This window comes from Paenibacillus sp. FSL H8-0079 (assembly GCF_037991315.1).
Classification (GTDB): domain Bacteria; phylum Bacillota; class Bacilli; order Paenibacillales; family Paenibacillaceae; genus Paenibacillus.
The window spans coordinates 2,311,074-2,326,606 of record NZ_CP150300.1; the positions used below are offsets into that span (position 1 = coordinate 2,311,074).

The following is a 15,533-nucleotide window of genomic DNA, read 5'->3' on the forward strand; positions in this document are numbered from 1 at the left end:
AGCGCATCCGGAGGAGGAGAAACGTTTGGCACGTTGGCTCACATCTTCGTTACAAAGGAAGCTATCGGTCGTCGTGACGGCTTCAATGATTGTGCCATTGCTGGCCTTGGGCCTGTTCGCCTTTCTGATCTCTTCCCGCATCACAGAACAAAAAACAAAGCTTTCCGGCATGGATACGCTGAAACAGGTAGAAGCAAATCTCCGTTATATGTTGCAGGATGCCGAGAACCTGTCTATTTTCCTGATTGGAGAACGGGACATCCAGCAGTATCTTAGCCACAATGAAGATCATGAGCTAGACCGGGTGGATATCCTGGGCAGGATGACCAATCTGGCGGCTTCCAAGAAGTATATTGCGAACATCGCCATATATCCAAGCCGATTCGATGCCACATTGTCTACGGCTACCTGGTATGAATCCAATAATTCAAGCTTATCTTATCCACCTGTACCGAGCGGAGAAGCGGTGAAAAAATGGACTGGAGTATATCCGGTTCAGAATTATGCAGGTATACAAAATGTGATCACATTGGTTCGACCGATCCGTAGTATCCATGATTATCGACCTATCGGATGGCTGGCGATCAGTCTGGATGAGAAGGCCATATCCAAAGGATGGGCTGCTCTGGGATTGGGTAGAGGGCAAGGCAGACTGGAACTCATCGGCAGTTCGGGAGAGATCTTGTCTTCCATGGACAAATCCCGGCTTGGACTTAAACTGGAGGATGTCGAACCAGGGGTCACACCGTTAATTCAAAATGTTGGTAGCGGGACAACCACGTATGGCAGTGGTGAGGATAAACGGACATTGCTCTATTATCCCGAAGAACTGACGGGCTGGACGTTGGTTGGAGCTGTTCCATACGACCAGTACAAGTCCGAAAATCGGTATATCCTTATTCTGACCGGATGCGCCGTTGCCATGTCTGCTGCAATCAGTGCTGGACTGGTCTGGTTTACCGTGCGCCGTGTGACGAGGCCGCTTCGTGTACTTACCCGGCATCTGTCCCGAATTGATCCGGAACGCCCTCTTCCTCTGTTTCGGTCTGAAAGTGATGACGAGATCGGCAGGCTGGGGGAGAGTTACAATCTGCTCGGTGCACATATTCAGTTGTTGAAGGAAGAGGTTATTCGTGGTGAAGCTCGCAAAAAAGAAGCAGATCTCCGAGTGCTTCAGGCGCAGATTAACCCGCACTTTCTGTATAACACCCTTTCTTCGATTCACTGGATTGCCCTGATGTCTGAAGAGAAGAGAATTGCGGATATGGTGGAGGGCCTGAGTGATTTTCTGCGCATCAGTTTGAATAATGGTCAGGATTACTGTCCTGTGGAACAGGAGATTGCTCATATCCGTCATTATGTGCGTGTGCAGTCGATTCGTTTCCCGGATCAATTCGTCTTGCATTATATCGTAGATCCAGCGCTTGAGCAGCGAATGATGTTGAAGCTGTTGCTGCAACCGCTCGTTGAGAACGCGATGATTCATGGCATTCAGCCCAAAGCGGGCATGGGCACGATCACCGTTATGATTCGAAAGGGTTCGAATAATGAACATATGAATGTGCTGGTGCTGGATGATGGTGTCGGCATGGAGCCGAACAGGCTGGAGCAATTAAGGATAAGCATTAGGGAATGGAAAGGAAAACAGCCGGAAAGACACCTAAACCAAGGAGGTTATGGACTCTGCAATGTCAATGAGAGACTGTTGCTACATTATGGACCGGATGCACAGCTCGAAGTGGACAGCCGGATTGGTGGAGGTACCCGGATTTCGTTTTCCATTCCAATCTTGGAGGGATCGCCATGAGACTATTAATTGTTGATGATGAAGTGATTATTCGTACAGGGCTTGCCAGCGTCATCGCTTGGCATGAACTCGGAATTGAGCTTCTTCAACCTGCTGCCTCGGCAGAGGAGGCGTTAACACGTATGGCTGAGGAACGCCCACATATCCTGATGACGGATATCCGGATGACAGGCAGATCAGGACTGGAACTGGCAGAAGAAGGTCTGCGTCTGCTACCTGAGCTGGAAGTCATTATTTTATCCGGATACGATGACTTTTCTTATGCCCAGCAGGCGATTCGCCAAGGTGTTACGGATTATCTGCTCAAAACAAGCAAGCCGGAAGAGATTATCAAGACTGTGTTACAGGCCAAACAGCGAATCACAGAACGGTGGGCAGAGAAATCCAGAGAGGGAAAGCTTATGCGGGAGAACCGAGAGAGGCTGTTTGCAGGATGGATCATTGATGGTGATATCGCATCTGGACTTTGTCCTTCATTTTTGCAGACGGATGTTCTAAAAACAGCGGTTGATGGTCTGGATGATGCACAGATGCTCAGACAAGTCATGGTTCTTCGAGCAGAGGGCTGGGATCGATCCTCAGATGCACTATTACGATTTGCGGTGCAGAATACCCTGGAGGATGTGCTACCTGGTGCCATTGCTCATGTAGAGAAACAGCAAATTATCTGTGTAGTCTCATGGCCACCTGTTGAACAGGAGTATCCGTTCAGGCTGGAGAGTGCATTAAGTCGGGTGGAGCAATTATTGAAGTGCACCCTGCGCGCAGCGATAGGTCTGCCTGTTCGTGGATCTGCAGATCTGCACGAGAGCTATAGAACTGCTTCAACTGCATTCCGATATCGAGGTTTGATGGATTATAAAATATGGCATTATGAGCATGTTCAAGATCGTCAAGGTGGTAAAACCGTTCTTACGCACGAAGAGGAGACCACACTTGGCACGTTGCTGCTGGATAATGATTCGGTCACGTTAACGACATGGACGCGAGAACTTGTGGCTAATCTTATGGAAGAACCGGAAGTCACGCCAGAATCGTTCAGTGCTTGTCTACACTCTGCGGTTATTGCAGGCCATCGCTGGCTGACCCGCACGATGAGAGCTATAGGACGTGAAGAATCTGCAAGGCTCGAACCTTGGCTGCCAGAACCGGATGCAGACGCTGTGGAACTCGGGGATATGCTGTTCCATCATCTGTATGGTCTGATGCATGCCTATCATAGCCGAATGGGTCAGGGACAGGCTGCACATGTGCAAAAGGCCATTGGTTATATTGAATCTTCATTGGCGCAGGATATTAATTTACAGCAGGTAGCCGGACATGTTCATTTGCATCCAGGTCATCTCAGTGAACTCTTTAAAAAAGAAATGGGTGTGACCTTCGGTGATTTTGTCACCGATATGCGTATACGAAGAGCGATGGATATGCTCGCGGTGTCTCCAGCGAAGGTCAGTGAAGTCGCTGCCATCAGCGGCTATGAAGACGTAAAGTATTTTAGCAGGCTGTTCAAAAAACATACGGGCAAGACCCCGAGTGAATATCGCGAGGAGGCATTGTCGTTCAAGCCTTCCGGAAGTTAGAAGTGAGCGGATTACGAAACATATTTTGTATTTCTGCAAACGTTTTCGATGTGGTATTAACTCAGGGCTCTTGGGGAGTGAGGGTGTAATGATGAAGATCCATAGTTCAAGTCAGGATTTATCAGGACAATGGAAGATACAGCATTTCGAAGTTGGAGAGAAGCGGGCAATGGATGTGGCAGCTGCTGCACTGGATGATCGCTTCTGGATTGGGGCTGACGTGCCAGGTGATGTACACTCTGCACTGGTGGAGCGCAGTATCATCGACCCGCCCTACTACGGACATAATGATGCCAAAAGTCGCTGGATCGAGCAGAAGGAATGGTGGTACCGCACAACCTTCAATCTGGTCAGAGATGCAGAGACGGAGGAGCATTTGGAACTGGTGTTCGAAGGATTGGATACGTTTGCAACGGTCTACGTGAACGGCCATGAAGTTGGAAGAACGGCCAATATGCTCATGTCACATACATTTGATGTAACGTCTCTGGTACGTAGCGGCTGGAATGCGATTGCTGTCAAGTTTGATCCGCTTCACCTGCATCACCGGGACAAAGAGACCTTCGACTGGTCCTCGTATACGAAGGAACGGCCATGGTTGCGTAAAGCGGCGATGAACTTTGGCTGGGACTGGGGGCCACGTATGGTTACGGTGGGGATCTGGGGTGCGGTAAGGCTGGAAAAACGAACAATCACCAAGCTGGAAAGTGTGTATGCTCGAACGGAATCAGTCAGCACTGAGATGGCTGTTTTGCGTGTCACGGCAGATGTGAAATCCGTCTTGTCTTTCCGTAGCAGACAGAAGCGAGAGCAGGCTGTGGTTGCGTCCTGTAATGTTCGTCTACTGGATCGTAGCGGTATGGAGGTGGCATGTGCCACTGAACTACCCGTAGAGGGAGGCAAAGCGGATACCACATTGAATGTTATGTCACCACAGTTATGGTGGACTCATGATCTGGGTGAGCCATACCTGTATACACTGGAGGTTACATTGCATGCAGATGGCGTTGAGGTGGATCGTTATAGCGAGCCTTATGGTTTACGAACGATTGAGCTGGCTCTTCACAATGAACGGGGTGAAGATGCATTTGCTTTTATCCTGAACGGAGTCAAGATCTACGCCAAGGGAGCCAACTGGATTCCGGCTGATCATCTGATTGGCGCCATCCCGAACTCCCGATATCGTGAGCTTGTCGAACTGTCGGTGGAAGGGCATATGAACATGCTGCGTGTCTGGGCCGGTGGTATATATGAGAAGGATGTCTTCTACGATGAGTGTGATCGGCAAGGGGTGTTGGTGTGGCAGGATTTTGCATTCGCGAATGCGCTGTTCCCGGATTTCAATCGTGATTTCATGGACAATGTACGGCAAGAGGTTGAAAATAATGTCCTGCGCCTGCGCAATCGTGCCTCTCTTGCCATCTGGTGTGGTAATAATGAGATAGACTGGCTCTATGATATGAAGTCGGCAAGTGGAGATATCACCAGCCCGTTCTACGGTGAACTGATCTATCATGAGCTGATCCCTGAGGTGCTGGAACGACTGGATCTTCCTCGTCCATACTGGCCTTCTTCGCCGTTCGGGGACAGCAATGGTCAGGATGCCAATGATCCGGATGTCGGGGATCGTCACAACTGGCAGGTATGGCACGGGTCGGTCTATCCGAGGAAGCACGGAGAGCCGCCGCTGCTTGACTATAGCATTGAAGGTGTGACGTTCAAAAATTACAAAAACGATCATGCATTGTTCAGCAGTGAGTTCGGTATGCATGCCTCGGCCAATCGTTACACGCTGGAGAAAAATATGCCCGCAGGGCAGTTTTACTGGGGCAGTCCGGAGATGGCCTACCGTAACAAGGATACCAATCACCAGAAAGGTATTCTGCTGATGGAGGGTTACACAGGCATCCCGCAAAATATAGAAGAGTACATGAACTATTCCATGCTGACACAGGCAGAAGGATTGCGCTATGGGATTGAACATTTCCGGCGAATCAATCATCGTAATAGCGGTGCGCTCGTGTGGCAATTGAACGATAGTTGGCCGGGGACAAGCTGGTCCATGATCGACTATGAACTGTTGCCGAAGGCATCCTTTTACTATGGGAAAATATTCTTTCATCCTGTCCTGTTGTCATTGGAACATGAGGCGGGTGAGCCGCTTGCGTTGTGGGTCGTGAACGATACACGTGACGTCTTGAAAGGGCAGCTGCGGCTCAATGTCTATGAATTGCATGGAGAGAGGATCTATTCCAGCACACATACTGTTGAAGTAAGTTCACAATCCTCATTGTGTATTGCTGAATTAACTGAAGCAGAGGTGCTACAGGGCAGACGTGCGGAGGAAGTGATGATTGAGTTGGTATCCGAAGAGTTTGCGGCGCCAATCAATCGGTACTTCTTGCGTGATCCTAAGGATGTGACATTGCCAGAGTCTCAATTGAGTGTACATGTGAACGAAGAGGAACAGTCTGTAACGGTTACGGCCAGTGGTGCGATAGCACGATTGGTGAAGCTGGAACTTCCCCTTGGACGTGTGAGATTCAGTGACAATTATTTTGATCTGCTCCCTGGTGAGAGTCGAACAGTGAGACTTCGTCATCCAGAGCAGTCGTCTCTGCCGCTGACGGAACTTCGTGTTAGTGCCATGAACGGTAGAGAAGGGTGACATAACAGACGTCGATTCTTATTCAAGGTTTAAGGTGGTATCCCTGATCAGGGATGCCACCTTTTTACTTTTGGACCAAGTGAGGAGATACCGTCGTCGTGTCAGGCTGTTTTTTTCCTACACCACAAGCGAAACTTCCAGTCGGGTTCACATCTTGGTACATTAAGGTTAGAATATTATAGAGAAATCATTCTCAAAGGAGGTGAATTCATGTCATTTATCTTTTTTCCGGAGATGATTATATTCATTCTGGTGCTGATTCTGTTGATCATTGGTATTGTATATATTGTTCGTAAGAGCAAACAAGTACTGCGCCGCTTAAGCAATCTGGAGAAAGCGATATATGAAAAAGAAGGCTTGCTGTCCAATCAGAAGGGCGTTGATACTGGGCAAGAAGAGGCTCCCAGAGAAGACTCATTTGCTCCACGCAAACGAAAATGAAGAAGGTTATGGATTACATAAAAAAGAGTTCCCACAAGCCAAACAGCCGATTCTTCTCTTGAGGAAGTGATCGGCTGTTTGAGCATTCAGGCATATATCCGGTTTAATGGGCTTTAAAGAAAGGATTCATAACGCTGCTGGAAAGAAGATTCCATCTCTACTTGTCTCGCAAGTTGCTGTTGAACTTTTGCCCCGCGAATCGTCTGAAGTTCCTGAAGTTGTGCATTGGACTCGAATTGATCCGCAGCCATCCGAACAATCAGCTCCGAGAGCACGTCTGCATCTTCGAGCGCTGCATTCAATCCAAACGCACCGGTTGGCGTCATCGTATGAGCGGCATCGCCGATGAGTACTACATTATCCTGTGCCCACGATTGGCAATAGCTGCTTTCGACAGATAACAGAACAAAATCACTCCAGCTCTGAATGTTGGCAGCTACAGAATCAGACAGGCAAGGAAATGCGGATACAAGTTTATCTACAAATGGAGCAATCGGTTGCTGTCGCAGCTTGGAGTATGCTCCCTCGGGAATGTTCCATCCGATCTGAACATAACCGCCGAATTGGGAGAACAGCGCAAGCTGTTGCCCATCCATACTGGCCATCCGAACAGCTGGCTCCCATCCTGAGGGTGCCGGAATGCGCGCCCATAACAGGTCATACCCGTGCTTGCGGATCTCGGGAGTCAAACCGGAATGTTTGCGTACAGCAGAATATCTGCCATCTGCACCCACAATAACGGATGCTTCGATGGAGGCAGGAACGCCATTCTTCCGAATGTTAATACCAACGGTCTGGCCATTTTTGTCTCGTAGCAAGCCAGTCATGACGGTATTAAACAGTACTTGTTCATTGGAGTTGTGCTGCTGAGCATGCGATACGATGGCTTCCAGAAGATGGTCTTGGGGTACATGAATACCAACATGGGATTCTCCATTACCCGGTGATACCGTATGAATAATCTGACCATTTTCCCAATACTGAATCTGCTCCAAGAGTAGCGCTCCGCGTTCCTGGATGAGTGAATAGAGGCCATGTTTACTTAGGATCGCTTCGCCGTCCCCATTGAGTAACTCCCCGCGAAACGACTTGTGCAGGTGCGGTTGCCGCTCAATGAGAATTGTGGAGATCCCTTTTTGATTCAGTAAATACGAAAGCAAAGCACCGCCAGGACCAGCACCGACGATGCAAACATCTGTTTTAAGTTGAGATTGTGTATTCTGATTCATGTGCATAAGTCCCTTGCAATATAATGGTGACGCTTTATTTACTTTATAACAACAGGTTTAATAAAATTATTTAATAACTAAAAGTAACTTAAAGGTATAAATTATTATAAACAAACCCATCGCAAGAAAGCAATAGGTGTATGTCAAAATAAAACACAAGTCTTCCGGTCAAGTATAGGGTATACCAAACAAGCGCATTTTTCACAAACATAATAGTGTAAATATGTTACAATAAAAGGTAGGTTATGATGAAAGGCAGGAGGAACGTTTATGAGCCCGGATACGGAGCGAAACTCTCAATTGGCAAATGTAGATCAATTGTTGGAGGCCTTCTTCAGATATAAAAATAAAGTATTGGATCAGCAGCAGAAGACCGAAACCAACTGCAAACTGAATCCGACAAAAAGTCATATATTGGGCATGATTTTACGTGAAAAACGCTGCATGGCGGTGGATGTGGCCAGACAACTCAGTTTGTCTTCCGGCGCAACCACCATTGTACTGAATCAACTGGAAACAGAAGGGTTGATCCAGCGTGTGCGCAGTGAAGAAGATCGTAGAATTGTGTGGCTGTCCCTAACGGATGAGGGTACGCAGCTCGCCAAGACACTTAATGCGAATCGCGGCCGAATGACATGGGAATTGTTGCAAGCACTTTCCGAGGAAGAGCAACAGCAGATGTTCGGCATGCTGAAGAAAATTGAGCTGAAATTGCTGGAGAACATGAAGTCTTTTGAACAGATTCATCGGTAGTCCATATATGACTTGATGGTTCGAAGACGTCAGTCCTCATGAGTTCGTCCCTAATTGCGGGGGGATGAACCTTGAAGACTGGCGTTTTTGAGTTGGTTTACAAATGAAAGCGAAACACATGATCCGTCAAGCCTTCCTGGATCAAAATCTCCTTTTGCTTGCTGCCCATCAGGTCAAAGTGGGGAAATGGCTGCCGCCGATGAATGTATCGCGGGTTCAGTCCATGATCTTTACACCATCGCTCCAGACGTTCCAGATCTGCGCAGCCGACTTTGGTGACACTGGTAATGCCGGGGAATCGATTGTCAATCCAGAAATGAGTAAGGTAGGCAATCTCACCACGAGCCACTTGTTCTTTCCACGCAGCAAGCTCCTGTCGTTTAATTCCAAATGCCATAGATGCAAGTTCCTTTCCAAACGGGTATTGTCCTGAGCATATTGTAACATCTTATATACAGAATCCATCAGAAATCTTTAATCAAAACTGGTCTGAAGCCAGTTGAATGGGTATATGAATATGACAACATTTTTATAACAAAGTCTGGATTATGTTAAAATAAACCTATACAACAAAGGTTTCACCACTTCTATAGCGGAAAGGGATTGTCATCATGGAAATATTTATTGCCGTACTTGTGTTATTGGTCCTGATCGGTTTATCCAATATTTTAAACCGGTTTGTACCCTTTATTCCCATTCCGCTCATTCAAATCGTGCTCGGTGTAGCCATAGCTTTACTTCCCGCAGGTGTTCATCTGCCTTTGAATCCGGAATTGTTTTTTGTGCTTTTCATCGCACCATTGTTATATAACGATGGTAAGCGAACACCAAGGAATGAGTTATGGAATCTGCGTGCACCGATACTTCTGCTTGCGCTAGGGCTTGTATTCGTGACAGTAGTCGTGGCGGGATATGCCATTCACTGGCTGATTCCTACAATTCCGTTACCCGCTGCATTTGCACTTGCGGCCATACTGTCCCCGACAGATGCGGTGGCCGTGGGTGCCATGGCGGGTCGGGTACATCTGCCCAAAGGCATACATAGGCTTCTTGAGGGTGAAGCATTAATGAATGATGCATCTGGTCTCGTGGCCTTCAAATTCGCGATTGCAGCCACGGTTACAGGTGTATTTTCCCTGGCGAATGCAACCTTCAGTTTTATTCTGATTGCGATTGGCGGACTTCTCGTCGGGGCATTGTTATCTTTTCTGTTAATCAGGCTCGGGGTGTGGATTCGCAGGCTGGGCATGGAAGATGTAACCATTCACATGCTGCTGCAAATCCTGACTCCATTTGTCATCTATCTGGTGAGTGAAGAGATTGGAGTATCGGGCATTTTGGCGGTCGTAGCAGGTGGTATTATTCACGCCATTGAGCGTGACCGCGCAGAATCGGTTCAGTTGAAGATGCAGGTGGTATCTGCGAGCACATGGTCTGTCATTTTATTTATCCTGAACGGTCTGGTGTTCGTCATTCTCGGCGTACAGGTTCCGGATGTACTGAGTACCATTTTTGAAAATGTTTCGTTTAATAACTTGCAAGTATTGGGATATGTGGGGCTAATCTCGGTGCTTCTGCTGGTTCTGCGTTTTCTCTGGATCTATCTGTTCTGGCAGGGTAATGAATTGCTGCGGACCAAATCCTCTATTGGCAGACCGCGATTCAAGGAAATTACGATTATTTCCCTCTCCGGCGTGCGTGGGGCTGTGACATTGGCGGGTGCCTTTTCCATTCCCTACGTGCTTCAGGATGGATCGCCCTTCCCTGAAAGGGATCTTATTATTTTCCTGGCGGCAGGGGTTATTCTCTTCTCCCTGATTGCCGCGAGTGTGTTTCTTCCGGTTCTGGCTAAGGATGATGGTAAATCCACAGAAGAAACACCGCAGAAGTCAGAACGGAAAGCACATGACATTATGCTGAATGCGGCAATACGAGCTGTAAAATCCGAAATGAACGATGAGAACAAAGCTGCAGCACTGGCGGTTGTCTCCGACTTGTCCAAGTACATCAGGCAGGCCGCAGGTCAGCTTACCGCTGGTAAACGCAAAGATATTCAGAAACAAGAAACGGCTATCAACCTGATCGCCACCCGCGCGGAGCGTAAAGAAATCGAAGTGATGCTGGACGAAAATGCGATTGCTTCTGATGCGGCCTTCAAATGTGACAGCTGGCTGGATCGCAAGGAAATGATGCTGGCGAATCGCACCAATACTCAATTCATGACCTCGGTCAGCGAGATTGGGCGTGTGTTAGGACATCTGTTCACCAATCGGTCCCAGAAACCAAGCCAACCTTTCATGCTTGAAAATGCAGAACTGTTCCGTCAGGTGAAGCTGCGCACCTCTGAAGCGGCAATTAAAGCCATCCGTGCCCATATAAATGATGGTAATCGAGTGATAGCGTTGTCGGTCATCGCGAAGTATGAGCGGGTGATTGCCAAATTGCGCACCTGGAACCAGGGCATAACGGAAGATCCGTTCAATCAGGAGAAGCTCGAATTGCAGATGGTGGCGATTCAGGAACAGCGTAATACGGTGCAGCAACTGTATGAGAACGGCGAAATTAATCGTGATGTGGCAGCGAAACTACGCCGGTTTATCAACGATGTGGAAGCCACTGCGTTGAAAAACACTTAATCCGATAAACCCGATATTTTAAATATGCTAAATGGTTTGATATAATATGTAACAAGAAACATGCATCATTACAGAAATGTACTTATATCGATCAGTGAAGGAGAGATGAGACATGGCAGAACAACAAATTCGGTTGGGCAAGACGGATCTGATCGTGAATCCCATTGGACTGGGTGCGAATGCAGTAGGAGGACATAATATCTATCCGGACATGCTGAATGATGAGACGGGTAAGGAAGTGGTTCGTACAGCCTTGAAACAAGGCATTAACTTTGTGGATACGGCGTACATCTATGGACCGGAGCATTCCGAACGATTGATTGGTGAGGTACTGAAGGAAACCGGTCAGCGTCAGAATACCATCATTGCAACCAAGGCGGCCCATAAATTTGTAGATGGCAAGATTGTCGTGGATAACTCACCTGCTTTCCTGAAAACGGCTGTAGATGAGGCGTTGAAACGTCTGCAAACCGATTACATTGATCTGTTCTACATCCACTTTCCGGATGAACATACGCCTAAGGATGAAGCAGTAGATGCGTTAAAACGGTTGAAAGACGCTGGCAAAATTCGGGCCATTGGTGTATCCAACTTCTCCATCGATCAGTTGCGTGAAGCCAATAAGGACGGGCATGTAGACGTACTGCAATCTGAATATAATTTGTTCAAAAGAGATGCGGAGAAAGAGCTGTTGCCGTATACGGCTGAGCATGACATTTCTTTTGTTCCTTACTTCCCTCTGGCAGCAGGACTGCTGGGCGGTAAATATAATCGTGATACCACATTCCAGGATGGACGGGCGAAGAACCCGCTGTTCACAGGTCAGGCTTTCATTGAAAATCTGGATAAAGTAGAACAACTGCGCAGCATTGCACAATCCAAGGATGTTGAGGTCGCTCATCTGGTTCTGGCCTGGTACCTGACCCAGCCTTCCATTGATGCACTGATTCCGGGCGCCAAGAAACCGGAGCAAGTGATTAATAATCTGAAAACATTGAATATAGAGCTAACTGCTGAGGAAATCGCCGTTGTGGATCAGATCTTTCGTTAATTAGTTCAGGTGAATCGGGAAATGCTAACAGGGAGTTTACGTATGAAGACAAAGTGAGGACACAACATGAACCTGAAGGCAGCCCGATTCATCGGATTGTTCACGCTGATTATTATGCTGGGCAGCAGTTCTGCATATGCGAAGCCTGTACAGAAGAACCGTCAGTATTATGAGGAGCGAGGAGAGATCGTGTGGGAGGTTCCCACACAAGATAAACTCATCGCCCTGACGTTTGATGATGGACCAGATCCGATTCAGACCCCGCAGATTTTGGCATTGCTCCAGCAATATCAAGCCAAAGGAACCTTTTTTGTACTTGGCAAATGGGCAGAAAAATTTCCTGAACTGATTAGGCAGGAGCAACTCGAAGGGCATGAAATCGCCAATCATACGTATGCGCACACGTATGCAGTCCGGTCAACAGGTGCGGACAAGTATATGAAGGATATGAACGCAGCGGAAAATTCCATCATTGAAGCAGGGGCGGAGCGTCCCCTGTTGTTCAGGCCACCAGGCGGCTACTACAATGACATGGTCATTCAGGCTGCCAAACAAAAAGGGTATACCATTGTACTCTGGTCCTGGCATCAGGATACACGGGACTGGGCTTCTCCAGGTGTATCGGCTATCGTTAACAAAGTGTTGAAAAACGCACGTAATGGGGATATTGTACTTTTTCATGATAAGGTGGAAGGTAAGTCGCATACGGTAGCAGCACTCAAAACGATTCTGCCTAAACTGCAGCAGCAGGGGTACCAATTCGTGACGGTGTCTGAGCTACTTGCTGTGAAGGCACGCGAAGCCGCGAAGGATGGAGCTTCACCTTCGTCTTTGTTGAAGCAGGTACAGCCCTAAACATGGTAATTCAATCAAAAGCCGCAGGCCTCGAGATGTAGAGACCTGCGGTTTCTTTATATTGGTTTCCATGTGGCCCCATATAAAACGTTGAACCAGAAGTAGGAGGTTGTTGTCTGCATAGCTTTCGTTTTGAAACCAAAACGTCTACAATAGATGAAGATTTGTGTTTAAGGGTTATATAGTGTACAAGATATGAATTAACGACATAGAGGAGAGCGAACATAATGAATGGACAACAACGTGTAAATATTAAACCAGGTCTGGAAGTGGACATTGTGCTGAAGCAGGATCAAGCTACAGGCAAGCTGACACGGGGCATTGTTAAGGATCTGTTAACCAAGTCACCTACGCATCCACACGGAATCAAAGTACGACTGACGAGCGGCCAAGTGGGACGTGTGAAACAGGTCATTGTAGGAGGCTCGAACTAACTGTGGTCCAAGGTGGGGAGATGAGTACTACCGCAAAAGTATTGGCTCATCTGGCTACAGGTAATGAACGTCAGCAGGACGCATACCGCGTGTTAAAGAGCAGTGGACTGCTAGATATATTAGCTGACTACCACCCATATCCGGCGGGGACGGTACCGATTAATATTGATGTTCCAGGCAGTGATCTGGATCTGCTGTGTTATGTAGAGGATCTGGATGCCTTTGAAGCTGAGATGCATGATCAGATCGGAGCAGTCGGTGAGTTTCGATGTATTCGTGGGGATGGGAATCTTCCAGACCAACGTCCTTATGTGACTTTTAATTTGCAAGTGGGACATTGGCCTGTGGAGATTTTTGCCCAATCCGTGCCAGTCAACAGGCAGAATGCATACCTACATATGCTCGTGGAGTGGAGATTGTTACAACTGTGGGGAGACGCGGGACACCGTGAGATCCGCAGACTGAAACAGGCAGGGTGGAAGACGGAGCCTGCATTTGCTTCTGTACTTGGACTACAGGGAGATCCATATGTGGACATGCTGCATCTGGCAGAGATGAAACGTGAAGATCTCTGGAACTGGGCGCGTTCGCGCACGTCTTTATAAACGCTTCAGCATAACCTTTGGTCAGATCAAAAAAATGGCTACAATCGTAGTTACCGTGAGTCCCAGTAGTACAGGCTTCAGGTTGCGTCTTGCAAGTTCAAAAGGACTGACTCCGCAGATCGCAGCAGCAGGAATCAATGCCCATGGAATCAAAGTTCCCCCACCTACCCATATGGCTGAGACCTGCCCCAGTGCGGTCAGCACAGGTGCCGAATCTGCCGAACCTGCAAACATGGACGCAATCGAGCCAACTAGGGAAATCCCCGAGAATCCCGAACCATCCATGCCCGTGACCGCTCCGGTCACCGTCATCGTAATGGCTCCCACTGTACCATTCAGTGGCACCAGTCCAGCAAGTGCAACCCCGAGATCATTCACAATCCCGTGTGAACCTTCAGGAAGAGGATTGTGGAACAACTCCGTAATCGCAGCATCCCCCAGATAAAAGAACGCGGCTATTGGAATAACCGGCCCGAATACTTTGAATCCGAACTGAAATCCTTCTATTAAATAGTTAGTCGTTTCCTCTGGTCCCGCATGTCGATGTGCGGCAAGGGTGACGGCGATCAATATGACCACAGCCGTCCCGCCAATCAGTGCTGTTGCGTCACCGCCTTGCAGCTTCAATACAAACATCAAAATCACATCAACTGCGAATAACAGAGGGATAAGCAGAGCGAATGCTTTTTGCAAACGAGGTGACATGGCTTGATGTTCAACAGGCAGATTGCCAGGTAGAGAAGTGGACACAGCCTCTGATGAGGATGAAGGTTCCGTTGTCACTGTACCTGCTTTCATCTCTTTGCGCAGCATCCAGAAGGCTGTAAGTGTAGATACCGTTCCCATGACAATGACCAGAGGTATGCTGGCCGTCATGACGGAAGTAACCGGTAGACCCGCCGCATCAGCCGTAAGTTTGGGAGCCCCTTGAATAATGTAATCCCCCGACAGTGCAATCCCATGTCCGAACAGATTCATGGCAATGGCAGCTCCAATCGGAGGAAGTCCCACTCGCACCGCTACAGGAAGCAGTACAGCACCAACCAGAGCTACGGCCGGAGAAGGCCAGAAAAAGAGCGATACAACCATCATGATCAGTCCAATTCCCCAATATGCCACTTGAGGAGAACGGATAAACCGGGTGACAGGTTTCACCATGACCTCATTAATGCCAGTTCTGATCAGAACACGGCTCATCGCCACAATGATCGAGATGATGAAGATCGTACTTAGTAATTCTTTCGTCGCATAGATAAAACTGCTGAAGATTCCAGAGACTGACCCGCTTAAGGTTTCCGTTGCCAGAAGTCCAATGGTCATAATACCTGCGACACAGATGATGGTGGTGTCCCTGCGCCGGATCATTACGGCAATGATCAAGACGATAAATGCCAGATAGACATAGTGTAACGAAGTGAGTTGAATATTCATCGAACAGGCCTCCCTACATCCTGGTGACAAACCCGAGGAGTGA

13 protein-coding genes are annotated in these 15,533 nt (G+C 48.0%); 10 read left to right on the top strand and 3 right to left on the bottom strand.

What is annotated here, in order from left to right; translation table 11 throughout:
• Positions 1–25: 25 nt before the first annotated feature.
• The 4 genes from MHI06_RS10530 (at position 26) to MHI06_RS10545 (ending at position 6,496) form a co-directional block, all read left to right on the top strand.
• Entirely contained in the window at positions 26–1,807 is a 1,782-nt protein-coding gene (locus MHI06_RS10530) for a sensor histidine kinase (protein WP_340401425.1), read from the top strand.
• Entirely contained in the window at positions 1,804–3,387 is a 1,584-nt protein-coding gene (locus MHI06_RS10535) for a helix-turn-helix domain-containing protein (RefSeq protein ID WP_340401426.1), read from the top strand. The genes MHI06_RS10530 and MHI06_RS10535 overlap by 4 nt, the downstream gene beginning before the upstream one ends.
• 91 nt (positions 3,388–3,478) lie before the next feature.
• The gene (locus MHI06_RS10540) at positions 3,479–6,055 is read left to right on the top strand and encodes a glycoside hydrolase family 2 protein (protein WP_340402089.1); all 2,577 of its coding nucleotides are present in this window, start codon (positions 3,479–3,481) and stop codon (positions 6,053–6,055) included.
• A gap of 210 nt (positions 6,056–6,265) precedes the next feature.
• Positions 6,266–6,496, top strand: a complete 231-nt coding sequence (locus tag MHI06_RS10545) for a hypothetical protein (RefSeq protein ID WP_169478582.1) — start codon at positions 6,266–6,268, stop codon at positions 6,494–6,496.
• A gap of 113 nt (positions 6,497–6,609) precedes the next feature.
• Here MHI06_RS10545 and MHI06_RS10550 read toward each other — a convergent pair whose 3' ends face one another.
• The gene (locus tag MHI06_RS10550; RefSeq protein ID WP_340401427.1) at positions 6,610–7,725 is read right to left on the bottom strand and encodes an FAD-dependent monooxygenase; all 1,116 of its coding nucleotides are present in this window, start codon (positions 7,723–7,725) and stop codon (positions 6,610–6,612) included.
• Positions 7,726–7,995: 270 nt separating this feature from the next.
• Between MHI06_RS10550 and MHI06_RS10555 the strand changes: the two genes are divergently transcribed.
• Positions 7,996–8,478, top strand: coding sequence for a MarR family transcriptional regulator (locus MHI06_RS10555; protein WP_145319214.1), 483 nt, complete (start codon positions 7,996–7,998; stop codon positions 8,476–8,478).
• Positions 8,479–8,575: 97 nt separating this feature from the next.
• On the opposite strand, the gene MHI06_RS10560 is transcribed toward MHI06_RS10555, so the two are convergent.
• A complete protein-coding gene (locus MHI06_RS10560) occupies positions 8,576–8,875 on the bottom strand; it encodes a hypothetical protein (protein ID WP_340401428.1) in 300 nt (99 codons plus the stop codon).
• A 214-nt stretch (positions 8,876–9,089) separates the two neighbouring features.
• Here MHI06_RS10560 and MHI06_RS10565 point away from each other — a divergent pair, with 214 nt between their 5' ends.
• The 5 genes from MHI06_RS10565 (at position 9,090) to MHI06_RS10585 (ending at position 14,059) form a co-directional block, all read left to right on the top strand.
• The gene (locus MHI06_RS10565) at positions 9,090–11,114 is read left to right on the top strand and encodes a Na+/H+ antiporter (protein WP_340401429.1); all 2,025 of its coding nucleotides are present in this window, start codon (positions 9,090–9,092) and stop codon (positions 11,112–11,114) included.
• Positions 11,115–11,226: 112 nt separating this feature from the next.
• Positions 11,227–12,165 (top strand): aldo/keto reductase, encoded by a 939-nt coding sequence (locus MHI06_RS10570; RefSeq protein WP_340401430.1) that lies wholly within the window; start codon positions 11,227–11,229, stop codon positions 12,163–12,165.
• A 66-nt stretch (positions 12,166–12,231) separates the two neighbouring features.
• Complete coding sequence (locus MHI06_RS10575) at positions 12,232–13,020, top strand: polysaccharide deacetylase family protein (RefSeq protein WP_340401431.1); 789 nt, start codon at positions 12,232–12,234, stop codon at positions 13,018–13,020.
• Positions 13,021–13,247: 227 nt separating this feature from the next.
• Positions 13,248–13,454, top strand: a complete 207-nt coding sequence (locus tag MHI06_RS10580) for a YwbE family protein (RefSeq protein ID WP_340401432.1) — start codon at positions 13,248–13,250, stop codon at positions 13,452–13,454.
• A gap of 20 nt (positions 13,455–13,474) precedes the next feature.
• Positions 13,475–14,059: a DUF4269 domain-containing protein gene (locus tag MHI06_RS10585; protein ID WP_340401433.1), complete on the top strand. Its 585-nt coding sequence runs from the start codon at positions 13,475–13,477 to the stop codon at positions 14,057–14,059.
• Positions 14,060–14,080: 21 nt separating this feature from the next.
• On the opposite strand, the gene MHI06_RS10590 is transcribed toward MHI06_RS10585, so the two are convergent.
• Positions 14,081–15,490 carry a hypothetical protein gene (locus MHI06_RS10590; RefSeq protein ID WP_340401434.1) on the bottom strand — a complete coding sequence of 470 codons (1,410 nt, stop codon included), beginning with the start codon at positions 15,488–15,490 and terminating at the stop codon, positions 14,081–14,083.
• Positions 15,491–15,533: the final 43 nt, after the last annotated feature.

Coding starts and splice junctions, on each gene's coding strand:
- MHI06_RS10535 (WP_340401426.1), top strand. CDS start 1,804: ATGAGACTATTAATTGTTGATGATGAAGTGATTATTCGTACAGGGCTT.
- MHI06_RS10540 (WP_340402089.1), top strand. CDS start 3,479: ATGAAGATCCATAGTTCAAGTCAGGATTTATCAGGACAATGGAAGATA.
- MHI06_RS10545 (WP_169478582.1), top strand. CDS start 6,266: ATGTCATTTATCTTTTTTCCGGAGATGATTATATTCATTCTGGTGCTG.
- MHI06_RS10550 (WP_340401427.1), bottom strand. CDS start 7,725: ATGAATCAGAATACACAATCTCAACTTAAAACAGATGTTTGCATCGTC.
- MHI06_RS10555 (WP_145319214.1), top strand. CDS start 7,996: ATGAGCCCGGATACGGAGCGAAACTCTCAATTGGCAAATGTAGATCAA.
- MHI06_RS10560 (WP_340401428.1), bottom strand. CDS start 8,875: ATGGCATTTGGAATTAAACGACAGGAGCTTGCTGCGTGGAAAGAACAA.
- MHI06_RS10565 (WP_340401429.1), top strand. CDS start 9,090: ATGGAAATATTTATTGCCGTACTTGTGTTATTGGTCCTGATCGGTTTA.
- MHI06_RS10570 (WP_340401430.1), top strand. CDS start 11,227: ATGGCAGAACAACAAATTCGGTTGGGCAAGACGGATCTGATCGTGAAT.
- MHI06_RS10575 (WP_340401431.1), top strand. CDS start 12,232: ATGAACCTGAAGGCAGCCCGATTCATCGGATTGTTCACGCTGATTATT.
- MHI06_RS10580 (WP_340401432.1), top strand. CDS start 13,248: ATGAATGGACAACAACGTGTAAATATTAAACCAGGTCTGGAAGTGGAC.
- MHI06_RS10585 (WP_340401433.1), top strand. CDS start 13,475: ATGAGTACTACCGCAAAAGTATTGGCTCATCTGGCTACAGGTAATGAA.
- MHI06_RS10590 (WP_340401434.1), bottom strand. CDS start 15,490: ATGAATATTCAACTCACTTCGTTACACTATGTCTATCTGGCATTTATC.